At 73.3% G+C, this 15,486-nt stretch carries 9 protein-coding genes; 2 read left to right on the top strand and 7 right to left on the bottom strand.

The features are described 5' to 3' along the window. Positions 1 to 13: 13 nt before the first annotated feature. The 4 genes from AB0Q96_RS29315 to AB0Q96_RS29300 all read right to left on the bottom strand — a co-directional run bounded on the left by AB0Q96_RS29315 (position 14) and on the right by AB0Q96_RS29300 (position 8,794). Positions 14 to 1,597: an acyl-CoA carboxylase subunit beta gene (locus tag AB0Q96_RS29315; protein WP_365330648.1), complete on the bottom strand. Its 1,584-nt coding sequence runs from the start codon at positions 1,595 to 1,597 to the stop codon at positions 14 to 16. A gap of 143 nt (positions 1,598 to 1,740) precedes the next feature. Then, a complete protein-coding gene (locus AB0Q96_RS29310; RefSeq protein ID WP_365330646.1) occupies positions 1,741 to 4,131 on the bottom strand; it encodes a polysaccharide lyase 8 family protein in 2,391 nt (796 codons plus the stop codon). A 119-nt stretch (positions 4,132 to 4,250) separates the two neighbouring features. After that, positions 4,251 to 8,114 (bottom strand): endo-alpha-N-acetylgalactosaminidase family protein, encoded by a 3,864-nt coding sequence (locus tag AB0Q96_RS29305; RefSeq protein ID WP_365330644.1) that lies wholly within the window; start codon positions 8,112 to 8,114, stop codon positions 4,251 to 4,253. 104 nt (positions 8,115 to 8,218) lie between these two features. Further along, positions 8,219 to 8,794, bottom strand: coding sequence for a hypothetical protein (locus AB0Q96_RS29300; RefSeq protein WP_365330642.1), 576 nt, complete (start codon positions 8,792 to 8,794; stop codon positions 8,219 to 8,221). A gap of 251 nt (positions 8,795 to 9,045) precedes the next feature. On the opposite strand from AB0Q96_RS29300, the gene AB0Q96_RS29295 reads away from it, so the two are divergent. Further along, positions 9,046 to 9,660 carry a YceI family protein gene (locus AB0Q96_RS29295; RefSeq protein ID WP_365330640.1) on the top strand — a complete coding sequence of 205 codons (615 nt, stop codon included), beginning with the start codon at positions 9,046 to 9,048 and terminating at the stop codon, positions 9,658 to 9,660. Between the two features lie 127 nt (positions 9,661 to 9,787). Here AB0Q96_RS29295 and AB0Q96_RS29290 read toward each other — a convergent pair whose 3' ends face one another. Then, positions 9,788 to 10,969, bottom strand: a complete 1,182-nt coding sequence (locus AB0Q96_RS29290) for a serine hydrolase domain-containing protein (RefSeq protein WP_365330638.1) — start codon at positions 10,967 to 10,969, stop codon at positions 9,788 to 9,790. A gap of 115 nt (positions 10,970 to 11,084) precedes the next feature. On the opposite strand from AB0Q96_RS29290, the gene dnaN reads away from it, so the two are divergent. Next, positions 11,085 to 12,188: a DNA polymerase III subunit beta gene (gene dnaN / locus AB0Q96_RS29285; protein WP_365330636.1), complete on the top strand. Its 1,104-nt coding sequence runs from the start codon at positions 11,085 to 11,087 to the stop codon at positions 12,186 to 12,188. An 84-nt stretch (positions 12,189 to 12,272) separates the two neighbouring features. Here the strand turns inward: dnaN and AB0Q96_RS29280 are convergent, their stop codons facing one another. Together AB0Q96_RS29280 and cimA are read right to left on the bottom strand one after the other, a co-directional pair. Further along, positions 12,273 to 13,625 (bottom strand): hypothetical protein, encoded by a 1,353-nt coding sequence (locus AB0Q96_RS29280; protein WP_365330634.1) that lies wholly within the window; start codon positions 13,623 to 13,625, stop codon positions 12,273 to 12,275. A gap of 43 nt (positions 13,626 to 13,668) precedes the next feature. Then, positions 13,669 to 15,285 (bottom strand): citramalate synthase, encoded by a 1,617-nt coding sequence (cimA, locus tag AB0Q96_RS29275; RefSeq protein ID WP_365330632.1) that lies wholly within the window; start codon positions 15,283 to 15,285, stop codon positions 13,669 to 13,671. Positions 15,286 to 15,486 lie beyond the last annotated feature (201 nt).

Below are 15,486 nucleotides of genomic sequence, written 5' to 3'. Positions count from 1 at the left end.
GGGTGGGCTCCTCTTACTGAGGCGGGTTGCCGTGCTTGCGGGACGGCAGGTCGGCGTGCTTGGTGCGGAGCATCGCGAGGGACTTGGCGAGTACCTCGCGGGTCTCGGACGGGTCGATGACGTCGTCGACCAGACCGCGCTCCGCGGCGTAGTACGGGTGCATGAGCTCGGCCTTGTACTCCTTGACCATGCGCGCGCGCATGGCCTCGGGGTCCGCGGCCTCCGCGATCTGCTTGCGGAAGATCACGTTGGCGGCGCCTTCGGCACCCATCACCGCGATTTCGTTGGTGGGCCAGGCGTACGTCAGGTCGGCGCCGATGGACTGGGAGTCCATGACGATGTACGCGCCGCCGTACGCCTTGCGCAGGATCAGCGAGATCCGGGGCACGGTCGCGTTGCAGTACGCGTAGAGCAGCTTCGCGCCGTGGCGGATGATTCCACCGTGCTCCTGATCGACGCCCGGCAGGAAGCCGGGTACGTCCAGAAGAGTGATGATCGGGATGTTGAAGGCGTCGCACATCTGCACAAAGCGGGCGGCCTTCTCGGATGCCTCGATGTCGAGCACGCCGGCCAGCGACTGGGGCTGGTTGGCGACGATGCCGACGACCTGGCCGTCCAGCCGGGCGAGGGCGCAGATGATGTTGCGGGCCCAGCGCTCGTGGACCTCCAGGTAGTCGCCGTCGTCGACGAGCTCCTCGATGACCTTGTGCATGTCGTACGGGCGGTTGCCGTCGGCGGGCACGAGGTCGAGCAGCACGTCCGAGCGGCGGTCGGCCGGGTCCTCGGAGGCGACGGTCGGCGGGTTCTCGCGGTTGTTCTGCGGGAGCATCGACAGGAGGTAGCGCACCTCGGCGATGCAGGTCTCCTCGTCGTCGTACGCGAAGTGCGCGACGCCGGAGATCTCGGCGTGCACGTCGGCGCCGCCGAGGCCGTTCTGGGTGATCTCCTCGCCGGTGACCGCCTTGACGACGTCCGGGCCGGTGATGAACATCTGCGAGGTCTCGCGGACCATGAAGACGAAGTCGGTGAGGGCGGGGCTGTAGGCCGCGCCGCCGGCGCACGGGCCGAGCATCACCGAGATCTGCGGGATGACGCCCGAGGCGCGGGTGTTGCGCTGGAAGATGCCGCCGTAGCCGGCGAGGGCGGAGACGCCCTCCTGGATGCGGGCGCCGGCGCCGTCGTTCAGGGAGACCAGCGGGGCACCGGCCGCGATGGCCATGTCCATGATCTTGTGGATCTTGGTGGCGTGGGCCTCGCCGAGGGCGCCGCCGAAGATCCGGAAGTCGTGCGCGTAGACGAAGACCGTGCGGCCGTCGACCGTGCCCCAGCCGGTGATGACACCGTCGGTGTACGGCTTCTTGGCCTCCAGGCCGAAGCCGCTGGCGCGGTGCCGGCGGAGTTGCTCGACCTCCTGGAAGGAACCGGCGTCGAGCAGCAGCTCGATGCGCTCACGAGCGGTCAGCTTGCCCTTGGCGCGCTGGGCCTCGGTCGCTCGGTCACTCGGGCCACGCCGAGCCTGCTCGCGCAGCTCGTGCAGCTCGGCCACACGGCCACGGGCGTCGGCGGGCTCGCTCGGGATCTGGTCCACAACGGTCATGTACCGACCCTACGAACTCATCCAAGGAAACCCCGCCGTCGACTCCGTACAGTCTCCCGTGTCGATTCCTGGTGGGGCTTGACAGAACCTTGGCCCCACCAGGCCGAGTCAACAGCCAGACACCCCAGGTGATTGTAGGGTTTCTACACAAGCACATCGCAACGGTGGGTGGCCCCCGCGGTACCGGGGGTGATCCGCAGCCGCAGCCCCGCCCCGGTGCCGAGCACCTCGACCGTGTCGTCGTGGGCGAGCACCGCGCGCACCGGCCGGTCCCAGACCAGCTCGAAGGGCCGGCCCGAGCGCACCGGCTCGCTCACCCGCAGCGTCACCGTGGCACGGCACCGCCGGAGCAGCAGGCTCGCGGGTGCGGACACGGTGAGCCGGTCCACCGTACCGGCCTGCCAGAAGGAGGCCGCCGTCAGCCCGAGGGAGGGCACGGCGACCGCCTGGAGGGCGGCGTCGTTGGCGAGGATCCACAGCCAGCCGGGGTCCGCGGCGCGGGCGGCGAGGGTGCGCCGGGAGGCCCCCGGCATCAGGAGGTAGGCGTACGAGGCGCCCACCGGATCGGTGCCGTGGTCCAGCCAGAGGGTCTGGTAGCGGCGGGTGCGGCGTTCGGGTGAGCTGGTGGTGTTGATGTCGCTCCAGGCGCCGGTGCGGTCCTCGCGCAGGGTGCGCAGCTCCCCCGTACCGCCCGGGAAGACCCAGCCGCCGTGGCCTTCGAGGTGGGCCCAGCCGTCGCCGGTGCTGAGGGCCTCGGTGCCGGCCTCGCCGAGCAGGCGGTTGTCGACGACGGTCTCGACGGGGACGCCGTCGCGCGCGGTGATCCCGGCACCCAGGCAGATGACGGTGTCGGCGGCGCAGAACCAGGACTTGCGGGCCTCCAGGGTGGAGCCGAGGCCCTTGAGGTGCTGGCCCACGGCGGCGAACTCCCCGTCGGTGGCGCCGCCGACCCACTTCACGGCCGGCCGGGCGGCGCCCCACTCACCGCCGGCGCGGTCGGCGAGGCGCCGGGTGGAGACGGTGGTGCCGGGCATCCGGTAGGGGTCGACGGTGGGCCAGAACCAGTCGGTGTACTGGTCGCCCTGGCCCCGGGTCCACCAGGAGAGCATGCCGGCGCCGGTGTGCCAGCCGCGCGGGTGCTCGCCGTTGCCGCACTCGTAGTACGCGATGCGCTCGGAGGCCATGGCGATGCAGGCGGCCCAGCCGGGGCGGCGATGCACGGCCCGGTCCATGGCGGCGAAGAGGCGGTGCCCGGTGGGTTCGGGCGCGGCCGGTACGGGGCCGGCGGCGATCGCGTGCAGCCGGGCGAGGTCCGCGACGCCGAACTGGCGGGCGGCCAGCACCGGGGAGACGGTGTCGCGCTCGATCCAGCCCTTCACGCGGGCGTGCCACCGGGTCCGCTCGGCGGGGCTCGCGCCGCCGGCGAGCAGGGCGATGGCGGCGATGAGGCCCTGGCCGTGGAAGTGGTCGGAGCGCATGATCCGCCGCTCGTCGCTCTTCAGGTAGCCGCGGCTGACGGCCCGCCCGTTGACGCTGTCCATCATCAGGCCGTCGTGGATGAGGGGGGCGTAGGCCCGTTCGACGCTGTCGAGGACGATCTGCCGGCCGGGGTCGGTGACGTCCCAGGCGGAGCCGGCGAGCAGGGTGAAGAGCCGGCCGAGGCCGTCGAGCATGACCTGGCCGTAGGTGCCCGAGTAGGCGACCCAGGTGTGCTGGACGAAGGAGCCGTCGGCGTAGAGGCCGTCGCCCTTCGTCACGTACGGGAAGACGGGCGAGAGGGCGTCGCGGGCGAGGGCCAGCTTGGCGGGATCGGCGCCGAGCACGCCGCGCAGGGCGACCGAGCGGCACAGGTCGACCCGGTTGGCGCCGGTGGAGGTGCCGGTGTACGCGCCGAGGGCGGAGTCCGGGACGAAGTGGTCGACGGCGGCGCAGGCGGCGGCGATCCGGTCGGCGCCGAGCAGCGGGTGGAGGGCGGCGACGATGTCCATGAGCAGGCGCGGGGCGCCTATCTGCCACTCCCACCAGTTGCCGTAGCGGGTGGTGCCGGAGTGGTAGACGCGCTCGGAGAGGTGGTCGAGGCCGCGCAGGACGTCGGCGAGGAGGGCGGGGTCGCCGGTGGAGCCGGTGCCGTCCTGGACGTACGCCTGGGTCATCGTCCACAGGCGTCCGTAGCCCTGGGTGATGCCGGCCGGCGGGTCGAAGGGGGCGTCGGGCCACAGGGAGTTCGCGGCGGGCGCCATGGTGGCGCGGAAGCCGCGGGCGAGGGTGCCGGTCTCGGCGAGCCGGGAGGCGTAGGGCTCGGCCCCGGCGTCGTAGCCGGAGCCGAGCTGGAGGTCGAGCCAGCGGAGCCGCAGGGTCTCGAACGCGCCGTCGGCCGGGGCGGCCGCGGCGGCCTGGGCGTACGGCGCGAGGGCGAGGGCGGCCGCGGCGCCGGAGGTGGCGCCGAGGAAGGCGCGGCGGGACCAGCCGCTCGCCGAGGGGACGGCGGGGACGGATGAGACCGAGGGGACGGAGGGGACGGCGGGGACGGACACGGGAGCCTCCCGGGGGAAGGGGTGGGGACCGGTTGGCGCCCGGTGTAACATCCGTCGCCCGACGCAATCAATGAGCACAGCAAACGCTTTCTACCTTGGCCTGTCAGGCCCGTGCGGGTTCACCCGCCGCAGTGGAACCGTGCGCTCCCCCAGTCGGCGTGGTCGTTGCCGTTGCCGTCGCCGCCGTCCCCGACGACCAGATCGACGTACGCGGCCCCGGTGACGTCGGCGGTGAGCGCCCAGGCGGGGTCGGCCGCCTTGAGGACCGGGGACGCCGCCTTCTCCGTCCCGTCGGCGAGCACCGAGAAGCGGACCGAGCCGCGGCTGGTCTGGACATCGTCCACCCCGACCTCGGCGGTGAGGGAGGTGCACCGGCCGCCCAGGTAGTAGCGGACGGTGGCCGGGGCGTGGCTGCCCAGGCCCTTGGCGTAGGTCACTCCCCCGACGCGCAGCGGGCTGCCGTCGCCGGTGCCGGTCTCGCCGTTGGAGAGGTCCCGCTCGACCGGGCCCCAGCCGTTGCTCGCCGAGGTCCAGTCGAGGTCGCTGGCCCAGCTGTCGGCGGTGGGCGGCGGGGGCAGGGTGCGGACGGTGGTGGCGGCGGTCAGCCGCCGGGGCCCGCCGCCGGTCTCGTACGTGACGCCCGCCGCGAGCTCGTACGGCCGGTAGGGGGCGTCCACCGGCGGGGTGACCTGCCAGGTGGCGGTGGCCTTCGCGCCCGGGGCGACCGGGGCGAGCGCGACGGACCCGGCGGGCTCGGCGGTCCAGCCCTCGGGGAGGGTGAGCGTGGCCCGGGCGCCGGAGACCTCGGCGGGCTCGTCGTTGCCGAAGGCGACGGTGACGGTGTTCGGGCGGCCCGGCTCCAGCGTCTCGGGCGCGGTGACGCCGAGGGTGCCGCAGGCGGGGCGCTCGGCGGCCGGGCCGAGATCGGTCACGGTGAAGCCGTCGAGCACGAAGTCGGCGCCGTCGGGGGCGTCGGCGCGCTTGCGCAGGCCGGTCCAGGTGTCGCCGCAGCCCGCGGTGACGGTCTCGGCGAAGTGCCCGGGCGTCCGCTGCTGCCCGATCGGCGTGCGGCGGGTCTCGACGGGGGCGCCGGGGCCGCTCGTCCGGTCGTAGCCGGTGACCCACTCGTAGGCGCCGGCGTGGCTGGACTGGTAGGCGAACTCCACCCGGTAGCTGTGCCCGTCGCGCATCGGGACGGTCCAGGGGGCGGTGCGGTAGACCAGGCCGCTGTTCTCGTCGTGCGACTTGAGCGACTCGGCGCCGCCGAGCACGTCGTCGATGAGCTTTCCGTTCCAGCCCGCCTGCGTGTACGGGGCGTGCAGCTGGGCGATGTGGGTGCGCGGGTCGGTGGTGCCGCCCGCGTCGCCCTTGAGGAAGGGGCCCCAGCCCTGGTCGACGGCCTCGAAGTCCTCGTACACGAGGGTTCCGGGCCTGGTCGCGGGGGCGTTGGCGACGATCCGGACGTCGTCGACGCGGACCGTGGCCGTGCTGTCCGGCGCCGCCTCGATCCTCAGCTCGTCGCGCGCCCCGGCGGTGAAGGTGACCTTGGCGCGCTGGAGGCGGGTGCCGTTCCAGTCGGAGGCGGCGACCCGGTCCTCCAGGACCGAGCGCTCCACGGTCACGGACCGGCCGCCGATGGAGAGGGTGGTCGGGCGGGTCTTCCCGGCCTCGACCTCGATCAGGGCGGAGGCGGTGTAGCGGGTGCCGGGGGTCAGGCCGCCGATCCGCTGGCGGACGGAGGCGGGGCCGGCGCCGGCGAGCCGGGCGCTGGAGCGGCCCTGGGCGTCGGTGTCCCGGGCGACGGTGCCGGTCTTCGTCCAGGAGCGCAGCCCGGCGTCGTTGAAGCCGGGGTCCTTGACGGGGGTGCCCTGGCCCCAGCGGGGGGCGCGCTGCTCGGGGGCCCGGTCGGGGTAGAGCACGTAGGGCTGTCCGGCGGCGGCGTCCAGGGTGACGTGTCCGTCGACGGGCCGGACGGTGCCGGTCTTCACGCGCCCGTTGTCGGTGAGCTTGTAGACGGTGTACGAGCCGGTGCCGGGGACGGCCCAACGCGTGGTCCCGCCGGCCTTGTTGTAGTGGTAGAGCTTGCTCCCGCCGGACCAGGGCAGCAGGTAGGCGTCGCCGTCGAGGACCTTGCGGCCGTGGTCGTAGAAGGTGCGGCGGCCGTTCTCCAGGGTGCCGCGGACGCCGCCGGTGAAGGTGATGTCGTCGCCGTCCCAGCGGGTGATCCGCTGGTGCTGGAGGTACTTGGCGGGCAGGTTGCGCTGCCAGATGTTGGCGGTGAAGGCGGTGTAGTCGGTCTCGCCGGTCCAGCCCTCGAAGTCGACGAGGGCGGTCTGGCCGAGGACCGGGTGGTTGTTCCAGACGTCCTTCTCGCCGTTGCGGATGAAGCGGATGATCTGGGAGTTGAGGCCCTTGTTGGTGGCGCCGCCGTAGTCGAGGTCGTTGGCCCAGTGGGACCAGAGGGAGTCCCGCTCGAACTTCTCGGACCACTCGGTGGCGACGTTCCAGCCCTGCGCCCGTACGGCCCGCATCGTCTTGTCGGCGATCCAGCCGTGGGTGTAGTAGACGTCTATGTAGAGGGCCGACAGGTTGGGGTCGGTCTCGTCCCTCAGCTGCTGGAGGCGGCGGGCGAGGTCGCCGCTGTTCACGTCCCGGCGCTGGTCGATGTAGTAGCTCTGGTTGAGCCAGTTCCAGCCGGGTTTGGTCTTGTCGACGAGGGTCTCGCTGAAGTTCTTCGCCTCGGGGTACGACTCGGTGGCGTTGATGTGGACGCCGAAGCCCGCGCCCCACTTCCGGCCCTCCCGCAGCAGCGTGTTGAGGTCGGCGAGGCCGCCGGCGCGCTTGTTGTAGTTGCCGCCGTAGTCGGGGTGGGCGGAGTCGTGGCCCTCGGAGCCGTATCCCTTGAGCAGGGCGAACTGGCCGAGGCCGTCGGTGGACAGCGAGATCCGCTTGACGTCGTCGAGGGTGCGCAGGAAGGGGTGGGTGGCCTGGGAGGCGAAGTTGAACGGGATGTGGGCGACCACCCGGTCGGGGGTCCGCTCGCTGCCCGCGGCCCTGACGCCGATGGTGCGGAAGGCGACGGCGCCGTCCTGCCAGTCGGTGCGCCCGTCGCCGTTGGCGTCGGGGGTGACGACGACCTTCGCCCAGGGCAGGGCGTCGCCGCTCTCGGGCGCGGGGGCCCCGGCGCCCCGGTAGGTCCACTGACCGGACCAGACGCCGACGCGGGTCTCGGTGCCGGTCCTGCGGGCCTGGTGCCAGAGGCGGGCGCCGTCGCGGGCGGAGGGGCCGGAGGGCTTGTCGTAGGAGGAGTTGGACTCGACGGCGGCGGCGAGCCGGCCGGTGTTGACGATCGCGTACGTGGCGCCGACGGCGCCCGGCTCGGCCGGGGTGGCGTCGGTGACCTTCGCGAAGACGTCGGCGGTGCGGGTGGAGTCGGGGTCGAGCCGGGTGAACGCGGTCTCGGCGCCGGGGTCGGCGGAGCCGACGGAGACCAGGTCGTGGCCGGGGATGTCGAGGGTGCCGACCCGGAAGGTCTCGGTGTCGCGGACCGCGGTGACCCGGAAGGTGGTGGCCCGGCCCTCGACGCTCAGCCGGGCGTCGATCTCGACCCCGGGCAGGTCGGGGAAGGCGAGCGTGTACGCGGCGGAGTCGCGGGTCAGAACGGGCGCGCCGGTGGCCCGGACCGTGTGGGCGGTGCCGTTGAGGACGATCTGGGTGACGGGCGCGGTGCTGCCGAGCAGCCGGGCGCCGGTGGCCCGGTCCGTGTACGAGAGGACGCGCGGGAAGTCCTCGGCGACGGCGACGGAGAGCCGCGCGGACCCGATGAGCGCGCCGGTGGCGGTGGCGTCGGCGGAGCTAGCCGGAGGGCCTCCGGTGCCGGCGCGGGCCGGTCCGGCCAGGGCGAGGACGGCGGAGGTGGCGGCGGCCAGCGCACAGATCGTGCGCAGCCGCCGCGCGGCGGAGGGCGGGTGTGGGTGCGACATGCGCACCAGTTGGCCCGGGTGGCGGAGCAGCGTCAACGAGATCGTCCGCCGACGGCCCCGCCAGTCCAACAACCCCTCCGGTTAGTCCAAGTGGAGCCGGTGCCTCAGCAGCCGCCGCAGTTGTAGAAGGTCACGTCCCAGTGGTTGCCCTCGTCGGCGTAGACGTTGCCGGCGCCGGACTTCCACTGCGGGGCGCCGTCGCCGCGCAGGCCGATGTAGGTGAACGTGTTCTTGACGTAGTTGGTGACACAGGTGCCCTTGGCGAAGTCCAGCTTGTAGCCGTTCCAGTGCGAGTAGGTGCCGCTCGCGTGGCCGGTCTCGGTGCCGCCGGTGATGTTGAGGGCGCAGCCGCTGGCGCTCTTCAGGGTCTGGGCGCCCTGGGCGGTGGCCTGGTTGAGCTGCTCGAAGGACGTGCAGGTGGCGTTGTTGCGGTCCGAGCAGCCGCCGGACGAGGACCAGGTGATCCCCGAGGAGCGGAACATCGAGGTCGCCGTCGCGTGGCTGATCTTGGTGACCGTGACGGCGGCGTGGGCGTCGCCCGCGGTGGACAGGGCGCCGAAGCCGGGGGCGAAGAGGGCGCCGAGGACCAGCGCGAGGGCGGTGAGGACGGAGCGGACGGAGCCGTACGTCCTACGGGACGGCGTACGGAGCTGCGCGACGGGCTGCGGGACGGGCTGCATAGGGGTGCCTCCTGCTGATGACCGTGACGGTTGGGGACGGCTGTGCAGGTGGTGCGGTGGCGCTGGGCGCGCAGGGAGATGGTGCCGTAGTTCTACGCGCGTCCGCCAGAGGGCGTCGGGGCCGTGCGGGTGAACATCTTCCGTAGAAGTTGAAAGTTGAACGGAATAGGTCTATCGTCGTTCTCGTTGAAGGTTCAACAACACGGGAACCGGCCCCTCCCCCGCCGGTGAATCTGATCAAGGAGCACGTCATGGGCATCTTCAGCCGCAAGAACGAGACCGCCGTCGCCACCGCCACCGCCACCCTCCCGGTGGACCCGGCCCTCGCCGCCCTGACCGGCGACTACACGATCGACCCGGCCCACAGCAGCATCGGCTTCACCGTCCGTCACGCCATGGTCACCAACGTCCGCGGCACCTTCGCGGAGCACGAGGGCGCGCTGAAGCTGAACGGCTCGGACCCGGCCTCCTCCACCGCCGTCATCGACGTCAAGATCGCCTCCATCGACACCGGCATCGCCGACCGTGACGGGCACCTGCGCAGCGGCGACTTCTTCGACGCCGAGCAGTTCCCGCTGATGAGCTTCCGCTCCACCCAGGCCCAGCAGCTGGGCGGCGACAAGTACCGCGTCACCGGCGAGCTGACCATCAAGGACGTCACCAAGCCGCTCGCCATCGACCTGGAGTTCAACGGCACCGCGACCGACGTCTACGGCAACGAGCGGGTCGGCTTCGAGGGCAACGCCGAGATCCTGCGCTCCGACTGGGGCCTGACCTGGAACGCGGCCCTGGAGACCGGCGGCGTCATGGTCAGCGACAAGGTCAAGCTGAACTTCGACATCTCCGCCATCAAGAACGCCGCCTGATCCCGGGGGCTCCACCCCCGCACTGCCGTCCGGCCCGTCCCACGCCGTCCGGCCCGGACAACGAGCGCGCCCGCCTCTCCGCTGCTGCGGAAGGCGGGCGCTCGGCGTTCCCGGGGGCTGGGCGGGACTATCCGGACACGACCTGGGCGTCCTGCCGGTCGGCCGCCGCGGCCACCGCCGCGATCAGGCGCACGTTCTCGGGGGCGCCGGGGCCGCCCATGACGGCGAAGCGGCGGCGGGTGTAGCTGTACGCGAGGGCCCGGCCCGGGTCGGCGAACGCCTGGGAGCCGGGTGCGCCGCTGTGACCGACCGCGGTCGCGCCGAGCTCCGGGTGACGGGTGGCGAGCGGGACGAAGCCGAGGCCGAAGGCGTTGGAGCTCCCGGTGACCAGGTCCGTGCCGCTGGAGTGGACGCGCGAGAACACGTCGAGGGTGTCGGGCTTCAGGAGCGGCGCCCGCCCGTCGAGCTCGCCGGCCACCGCCGCGTACATCCGGGCGAGCCCGCGCGCGCTGCCGACGCCGCCGCCGGAGAGCGGCGCCCCGGCCCGCACGGCCCGGGAGTTGCCGTACGCGACCTCGTCGACCGGCGGATCGGCGTGCAGGCCGAAGGCGACGCCCATCAGGCTGCCGGGGTCGATCGGGTGCGCGTCGAGGAACGCCTGCTCGTCCGGTGTGGGCAGCATCGGCAGGATTGTGCGGAAGCGCCCTTCGAGCTCCTCGGGCAGCCCGAGGTGGTAGTCCACCCCGTACGGGACGCGGACCCGCTCCTCGTAGTACTCCCGGACCGTGCGGCCGGTGGCCCGCAGCACCACCTCGCCGGCCAGCGCGCCGAAGGTGTGGGCGTGGTAGCCGTGGCCGGTGCCGGGCTCCCAGTACGGGCGGTGGGCGGCGAGCCTGGCGGCGACCACCCGGTCGTCGGCGAGCTCGTCCAGCGTGAAGCCGCCCTCGACGCCGATCGCGCCGGCCCGGTGCGCCAGGAGCTCCCGCAGGGTGACGCCGCCCTTGCCCTCGGCGGCGAACTCCGGCCACCAGGAGGCCACTTCGCGGTCGAGGTCGAGCGCGCCGTCCTGCACGAGCAGGGCGACGACCAGCGCGGTGGCGCCCTTGCTGGAGGAGTACAGGGCGAGCAGCGAGTCGCCGTCGACCCCGTCGCCGCCCCACAGGTCGACGACCCGCCGGCCGCGGTGGTAGACCGCGAGCTGGCCGCCGCCGTCCCGCGTCTCGTCGGCGAGGACGCCGGCGAACTCCTCCCGTACGGATTCGAACCCGGGTGCCACCGTGCCGTGGACCCCGCCGTGGACCTCGCTCATCGCGTTCCCCTCGTCATGGCGCGACGGACCGCGCCGCACCGCCTTCCTACCGCAGACCGATCAAGGAGCGGGAGGGATTTCCGGCGTTGTCAGTGCCGGGCGCTAGCGTCGCGGCATGGAATTCCGTATCGACAGCGGCCTGTTGACCGAAGCCGTGGCGTGGGCGGCCCGGGTGCTGCCCGCCCGCTCCCCCGTGCCCGTCCTCGGCGGTCTGCTCCTGGAGGCCGCGGACGGCCGGCTGCGCGTCTCCGGCCTGGACTACGAGGCGTCCGCCCGGATCGAGGTGGACGCCGACACCCTGCGGGACGGGCGCGCCCTGGTCCTGGGCCGCCGCCTGCTCGACATCTGCAAGGTGCTGCCGGCCGGGACGGCGGGCTGCGCGGTCGAGGGCGCCCGGCTCTCGGTGACCGGCGGCGACGCCCGGTTCGGGCTCTCGCTGCTGCCGCTGGACGACCACCCGGCCCCGCCGGCGCTGCCCGCCCTGCGCGGCACGGTGGACGCGGACGCCTTCGCGGCGGCGGTCGGGCACGTGGCGGTGGCGGCCGGGCGGGACGACGCGCTGCCGGTGCTCACGGGGATACGGCTCGGCCTGGACGGCACCACGATGACCCTGGCCGCCACGGACCGCTACCGGTACGCGGTGCGCACCCTGGAGTGGCAGCCGGAGGAGGCGCCCGGCGCCGAGGCCGCCGACGTGGTGGTCCCGGCCCGCCGGCTCACCGAGATCGCCCGCTCCCTCGCGGGCGCGGGGCCGCTCCGGCTCGCCCTCGACCAGGGCTCGATCGGCTTCGAGAGCGGCGGCATGCGGACCACCACCCGGCTCCTGGACGGGCGGCTCCCCCGGCACGACAAGCTGTTCGCGCTCGGCGAGCACGCGGTCGCCGTCACCGGCCGCGCCCCGCTGGTCGAGGCGGTGAAGCGGGTGGCGGTGGTGGCCGAGGGCGACAGCCCGGTCCAGCTGACCTTCGACGCGACCGGCGTCCACCTCCAGGCGGGGTACGAGGACGACATCGCCTCCCAGCGGCTCCCCGCCACGCTCACCGGCGCCGAGTCGCTGACGGTCGCCTTCAACCCGGGCTATCTGCTCGACGCCCTGAGCTCCTTCGAGGCCACGGAGCTGCGTCTGCGGCTGCTCGGCCCCGGGCAGCGGGCGCTGATCACGGACGGCGAGGGCGGGACCCACCGGCACCTGCTGATGTCGGTGAAGCCCCTGGTCTGACCGGGAGGGGAAGGGGGAACGGCCCCTCGCCCGGCGGGCCGGCGGGCCCGGCGGTCGGCGGCCCGGCGGTCGGCGGCCCGGGGGTCAGAAACCGCCGCCCCCGTCGAAGCCGCCACCTCCGTCGAAGCCACCGCCCCCGTCGAAGCCGCCGAAGTCGCTCGACCCGAAGTCGCCGGAGCTGAAGTCGGCCCCGGAGAAGTCCCCGCCCTGGAAGTCCGCGCCGCCGTACTCGGCGGCGTAGGCCGGGGTGGCGAGCATCGAGCCGAGCATGGTGCCGACGAGCAGGCCGGGCAGCATCCCGCCGCCGAAGTATCCGCCCGCCCAGGGGCCGTACGCGGGTCCCGCCTCCCAGTAGGGGCGGCGCCCGCCGTCGGTCTCGACCGTGCGGGCCTGCGGGTCGAGCCCGTCGTCCAGGCGGGCCGCGTCGGCGGCGCAGACCGGGACCTCGCGGGCGGCGCCGCCGGCCGGGGTCCAGGTGCGGTCCTCGGTGGAGGGGCCGTGGCGCGGGTCGAAGAAGCAGGGCGCGCGGCGCTCGGGCAGTGCCCGGCCCTCGCGGCGGGCGGCGAGCACGGCGAGCGAGTAGCGCCCGTCCTCCAGGGCCTGGGTGACCCCGCGCACCTCGTGCGGGCGGGTGACCGCGCCCATCAGGGACTTGGCCCGGTCGTAGGAGTCGAGGGCGCGCTCGTAGTCGCCGCGCATGGCGTCGTCGGCGCCGGCCTCGGCCGGGTGGAAGTCGAGCCGCTCCAGCTCCTCGCCGAAGGCGGTGATGTCCTCGTCGACGACGACCCGCAGCCGGTCGAGGGCGGCGCGCTCCTCGGCCTCCCTGCGGAGCCGCTTGCGGCGGGACACCGTGTACAGACCGGCGCCGCCGGCCACGACGACCGCGCCGATGGCGATCAGCCCGCCGACCGGGACGCCGCCGCCGGAGCCCGAGCCGGTGGCGCCCCAACTGGCCGGGGCGGAGCCGCGCATCGTGGGCAGGGCCTGGTCGACGAAGTTGTTGAGCTCGGTCGCGGCGGAGATGCCGGGCTGCCGCACGTCGGTGACGAGGTTGCGGACGGCGTCGCCGGACATCACGGAGCGGTCGGCGGCCGCGTTGAAGCCGTCGCCGAGGCGTACGGCGTAGAGCCCGGTGACGCCGGTCTCGGTGCGCAGGTTGCGCAGCAGGTTCTCCGGCGGGAACGCGGCGTTCGCCGGGAGCACCGCCACGAACAGCGGCTTGTCCGCGTCCTTGATCTTCTTCGCGAGGGCGTCCGCGTCGGCCTTCGACAGCTGGGCGGCGGCCCCCGGGTCCACGTACACCGGTCCCTGTTTCAGGGCCGCGGCGGCGTCGGACAGGCCCGTGGTCCCGGCCCCCGCGGAGGGGGCCAGGACCAGGAGCAGCAGAAGTGCCAGCCCGGCGAGGGCCGACCAAACGGGTATCGCCCTGGTCCTCATGGTTCGACGCTACCCGAACAGCATCGAACAGGACATAGAGGGGCTATTCGGCGGGGTCGATGCCCGCCCGGAGCAGCCCGTAGGTGAAGGCGTCCTCCAGGGCGTGCCAGGAGGCGGCGATGACGTTGCCGCCGACGCCGACGGTCGCCCACTCGTTGTTGCCGTCGCTGGTGGTGACCAGGACCCGGGTGGTGGACTCGGTGCCGTGGCGGCCCTCCAGGATGCGGACCTTGTAGTCGACGAGGCCGAACGTGGCCAGCGGCGGGTAGATCCGCTCAAGGGCCACCCGGATGGCGCGGTCGAGGGCGTTGACGGGGCCGTTGCCCTCGGCGGTGGCGACGATCCGCTCGCCCTTGGCCCACAGCTTCACGGTGGCCTCGTTGGCGTGGGTGCCGTCCGGGCGGTCCTCGACGATGGCCCGCCAGGACTCGGTGCGGAAGTAGCGGCGGGGGCGGCCCTCGACCTCCTCGCGGAGCAGCAGCTCGAAGGAGGCGTCGGCGGCCTCGTACGTGTAGCCCTTGAGCTCGCGTTCCTTGACCCGCTCGACGACCCGGGCGACCAGCGCGCGGTCGCCGCCCAGGTCGACGCCGAGCTCCTTGCCCTTGAGCTCGATGGAGGCGCGGCCTGCCATGTCGGAGACGAGCATCCGCATGGTGTTGCCGACCAGCTCGGGGTCGATGTGCTGGTAGAGGTCGGGGTCCACCTTGATGGCGGAGGCGTGCAGGCCCGCCTTGTGCGCGAAGGCGGAGACGCCCACGTACGGCTGGTGGGTGGAGGGGGTGAGGTTGACGACCTCGGCGATGGCGTGCGAGATCCGGGTCATCTCGGGGAGGGAGCCCTCGGGCAGCACGGTCTTGCCGTACTTGAGCTCCAGGGCCGCGACGACGGGGAAGAGGTTGGCGTTGCCGACCCGCTCGCCGTAGCCGTTGGCGGTGCACTGGACGTGGGTGGCGCCCGCGTCGACGGCGGCGAGGGTGTTGGCGACGGCGCAGCCGGTGTCGTCCTGGGCGTGGATGCCGAGCCGGGCGCCGGTGTCGGCGAGGACGGTGGCGACGACGGCCTGGACCTGGGCGGGCAGCATGCCGCCGTTGGTGTCGCAGAGGATGACGACATCGGCGCCGGCCTCGTACGCGGTGCGGACGACGTCCTTGGCGTAGCCGGGGTTGGCCTTGTAGCCGTCGAAGAAGTGCTCGCAGTCGACGAAGACCCGGCGGCCCTGGGCGCGCAGGTGGGAGACGGTGTCGCGGACCATCTCCAGGTTCTCTTCGAGGGTGGTGCGCAGGGCGAGCTCGACGTGCCGGTCGTGCGACTTGGCGACGAGGGTGATCACCGGGGCGCCGGAGTCGAGCAGCGCCTTGACCTGCGGGTCCTCGGCGGCCTTGCCGCCGGCCCTCCGGGTGGCGCCGAAGGCGACGAGCTGCGCGTTCTTGAACGCGATCTCCTGCCGGGCGCGGGCGAAGAACTCGGTGTCACGCGGGTTGGCGCCGGGCCAGCCGCCCTCGATGAAGCCGACGCCGAAGTCGTCGAGGTGCCGCGCGATCGTCAGCTTGTCCGCGACGGTGAGGTTGATTCCTTCGCGCTGGGCGCCGTCGCGCAGCGTCGTGTCGAAGACATGGAAGCTGTCGTCGAGGCGCGGGCTCTCGCCGTTCTCCGTGGTCATGACTGTGATGGCTCCTGTCGGATGTGGCTCCGGAAGTCTGGATCCACTTGCCCCCATTCTCACGCGCGGTCCGTTTTCGGCGGTGGTGGGGCCGGAAAACGAAAAAACCCCTCGCGGGTGCGAGAGGTCTGCGCGCGGGTCTGGGGCACGGTGTCCGCCTGCGTGGGGGTTGTTCCACGCGTCAGCGGCCACTGCGGACCG

The organism is Streptomyces sp. NPDC093111 (assembly GCF_040683955.1).
GTDB lineage: Bacteria > Actinomycetota > Actinomycetes > Streptomycetales > Streptomycetaceae > Streptomyces.
The sequence above is the reverse complement of the archived record's forward strand: the minus strand, read 5'-3'. Positions and strand labels throughout refer to the sequence as shown.

Coding starts and splice junctions, on each gene's coding strand:
- AB0Q96_RS29280 (WP_365330634.1), bottom strand. CDS start 13,625: ATGAGGACCAGGGCGATACCCGTTTGGTCGGCCCTCGCCGGGCTGGCA.
- AB0Q96_RS29300 (WP_365330642.1), bottom strand. CDS start 8,794: ATGCAGCCCGTCCCGCAGCCCGTCGCGCAGCTCCGTACGCCGTCCCGT.
- AB0Q96_RS29290 (WP_365330638.1), bottom strand. CDS start 10,969: ATGAGCGAGGTCCACGGCGGGGTCCACGGCACGGTGGCACCCGGGTTC.
- dnaN (WP_365330636.1), top strand. CDS start 11,085: ATGGAATTCCGTATCGACAGCGGCCTGTTGACCGAAGCCGTGGCGTGG.
- cimA (WP_365330632.1), bottom strand. CDS start 15,285: ATGACCACGGAGAACGGCGAGAGCCCGCGCCTCGACGACAGCTTCCAT.
- AB0Q96_RS29305 (WP_365330644.1), bottom strand. CDS start 8,114: ATGTCGCACCCACACCCGCCCTCCGCCGCGCGGCGGCTGCGCACGATC.
- AB0Q96_RS29295 (WP_365330640.1), top strand. CDS start 9,046: ATGGGCATCTTCAGCCGCAAGAACGAGACCGCCGTCGCCACCGCCACC.
- AB0Q96_RS29315 (WP_365330648.1), bottom strand. CDS start 1,597: ATGACCGTTGTGGACCAGATCCCGAGCGAGCCCGCCGACGCCCGTGGC.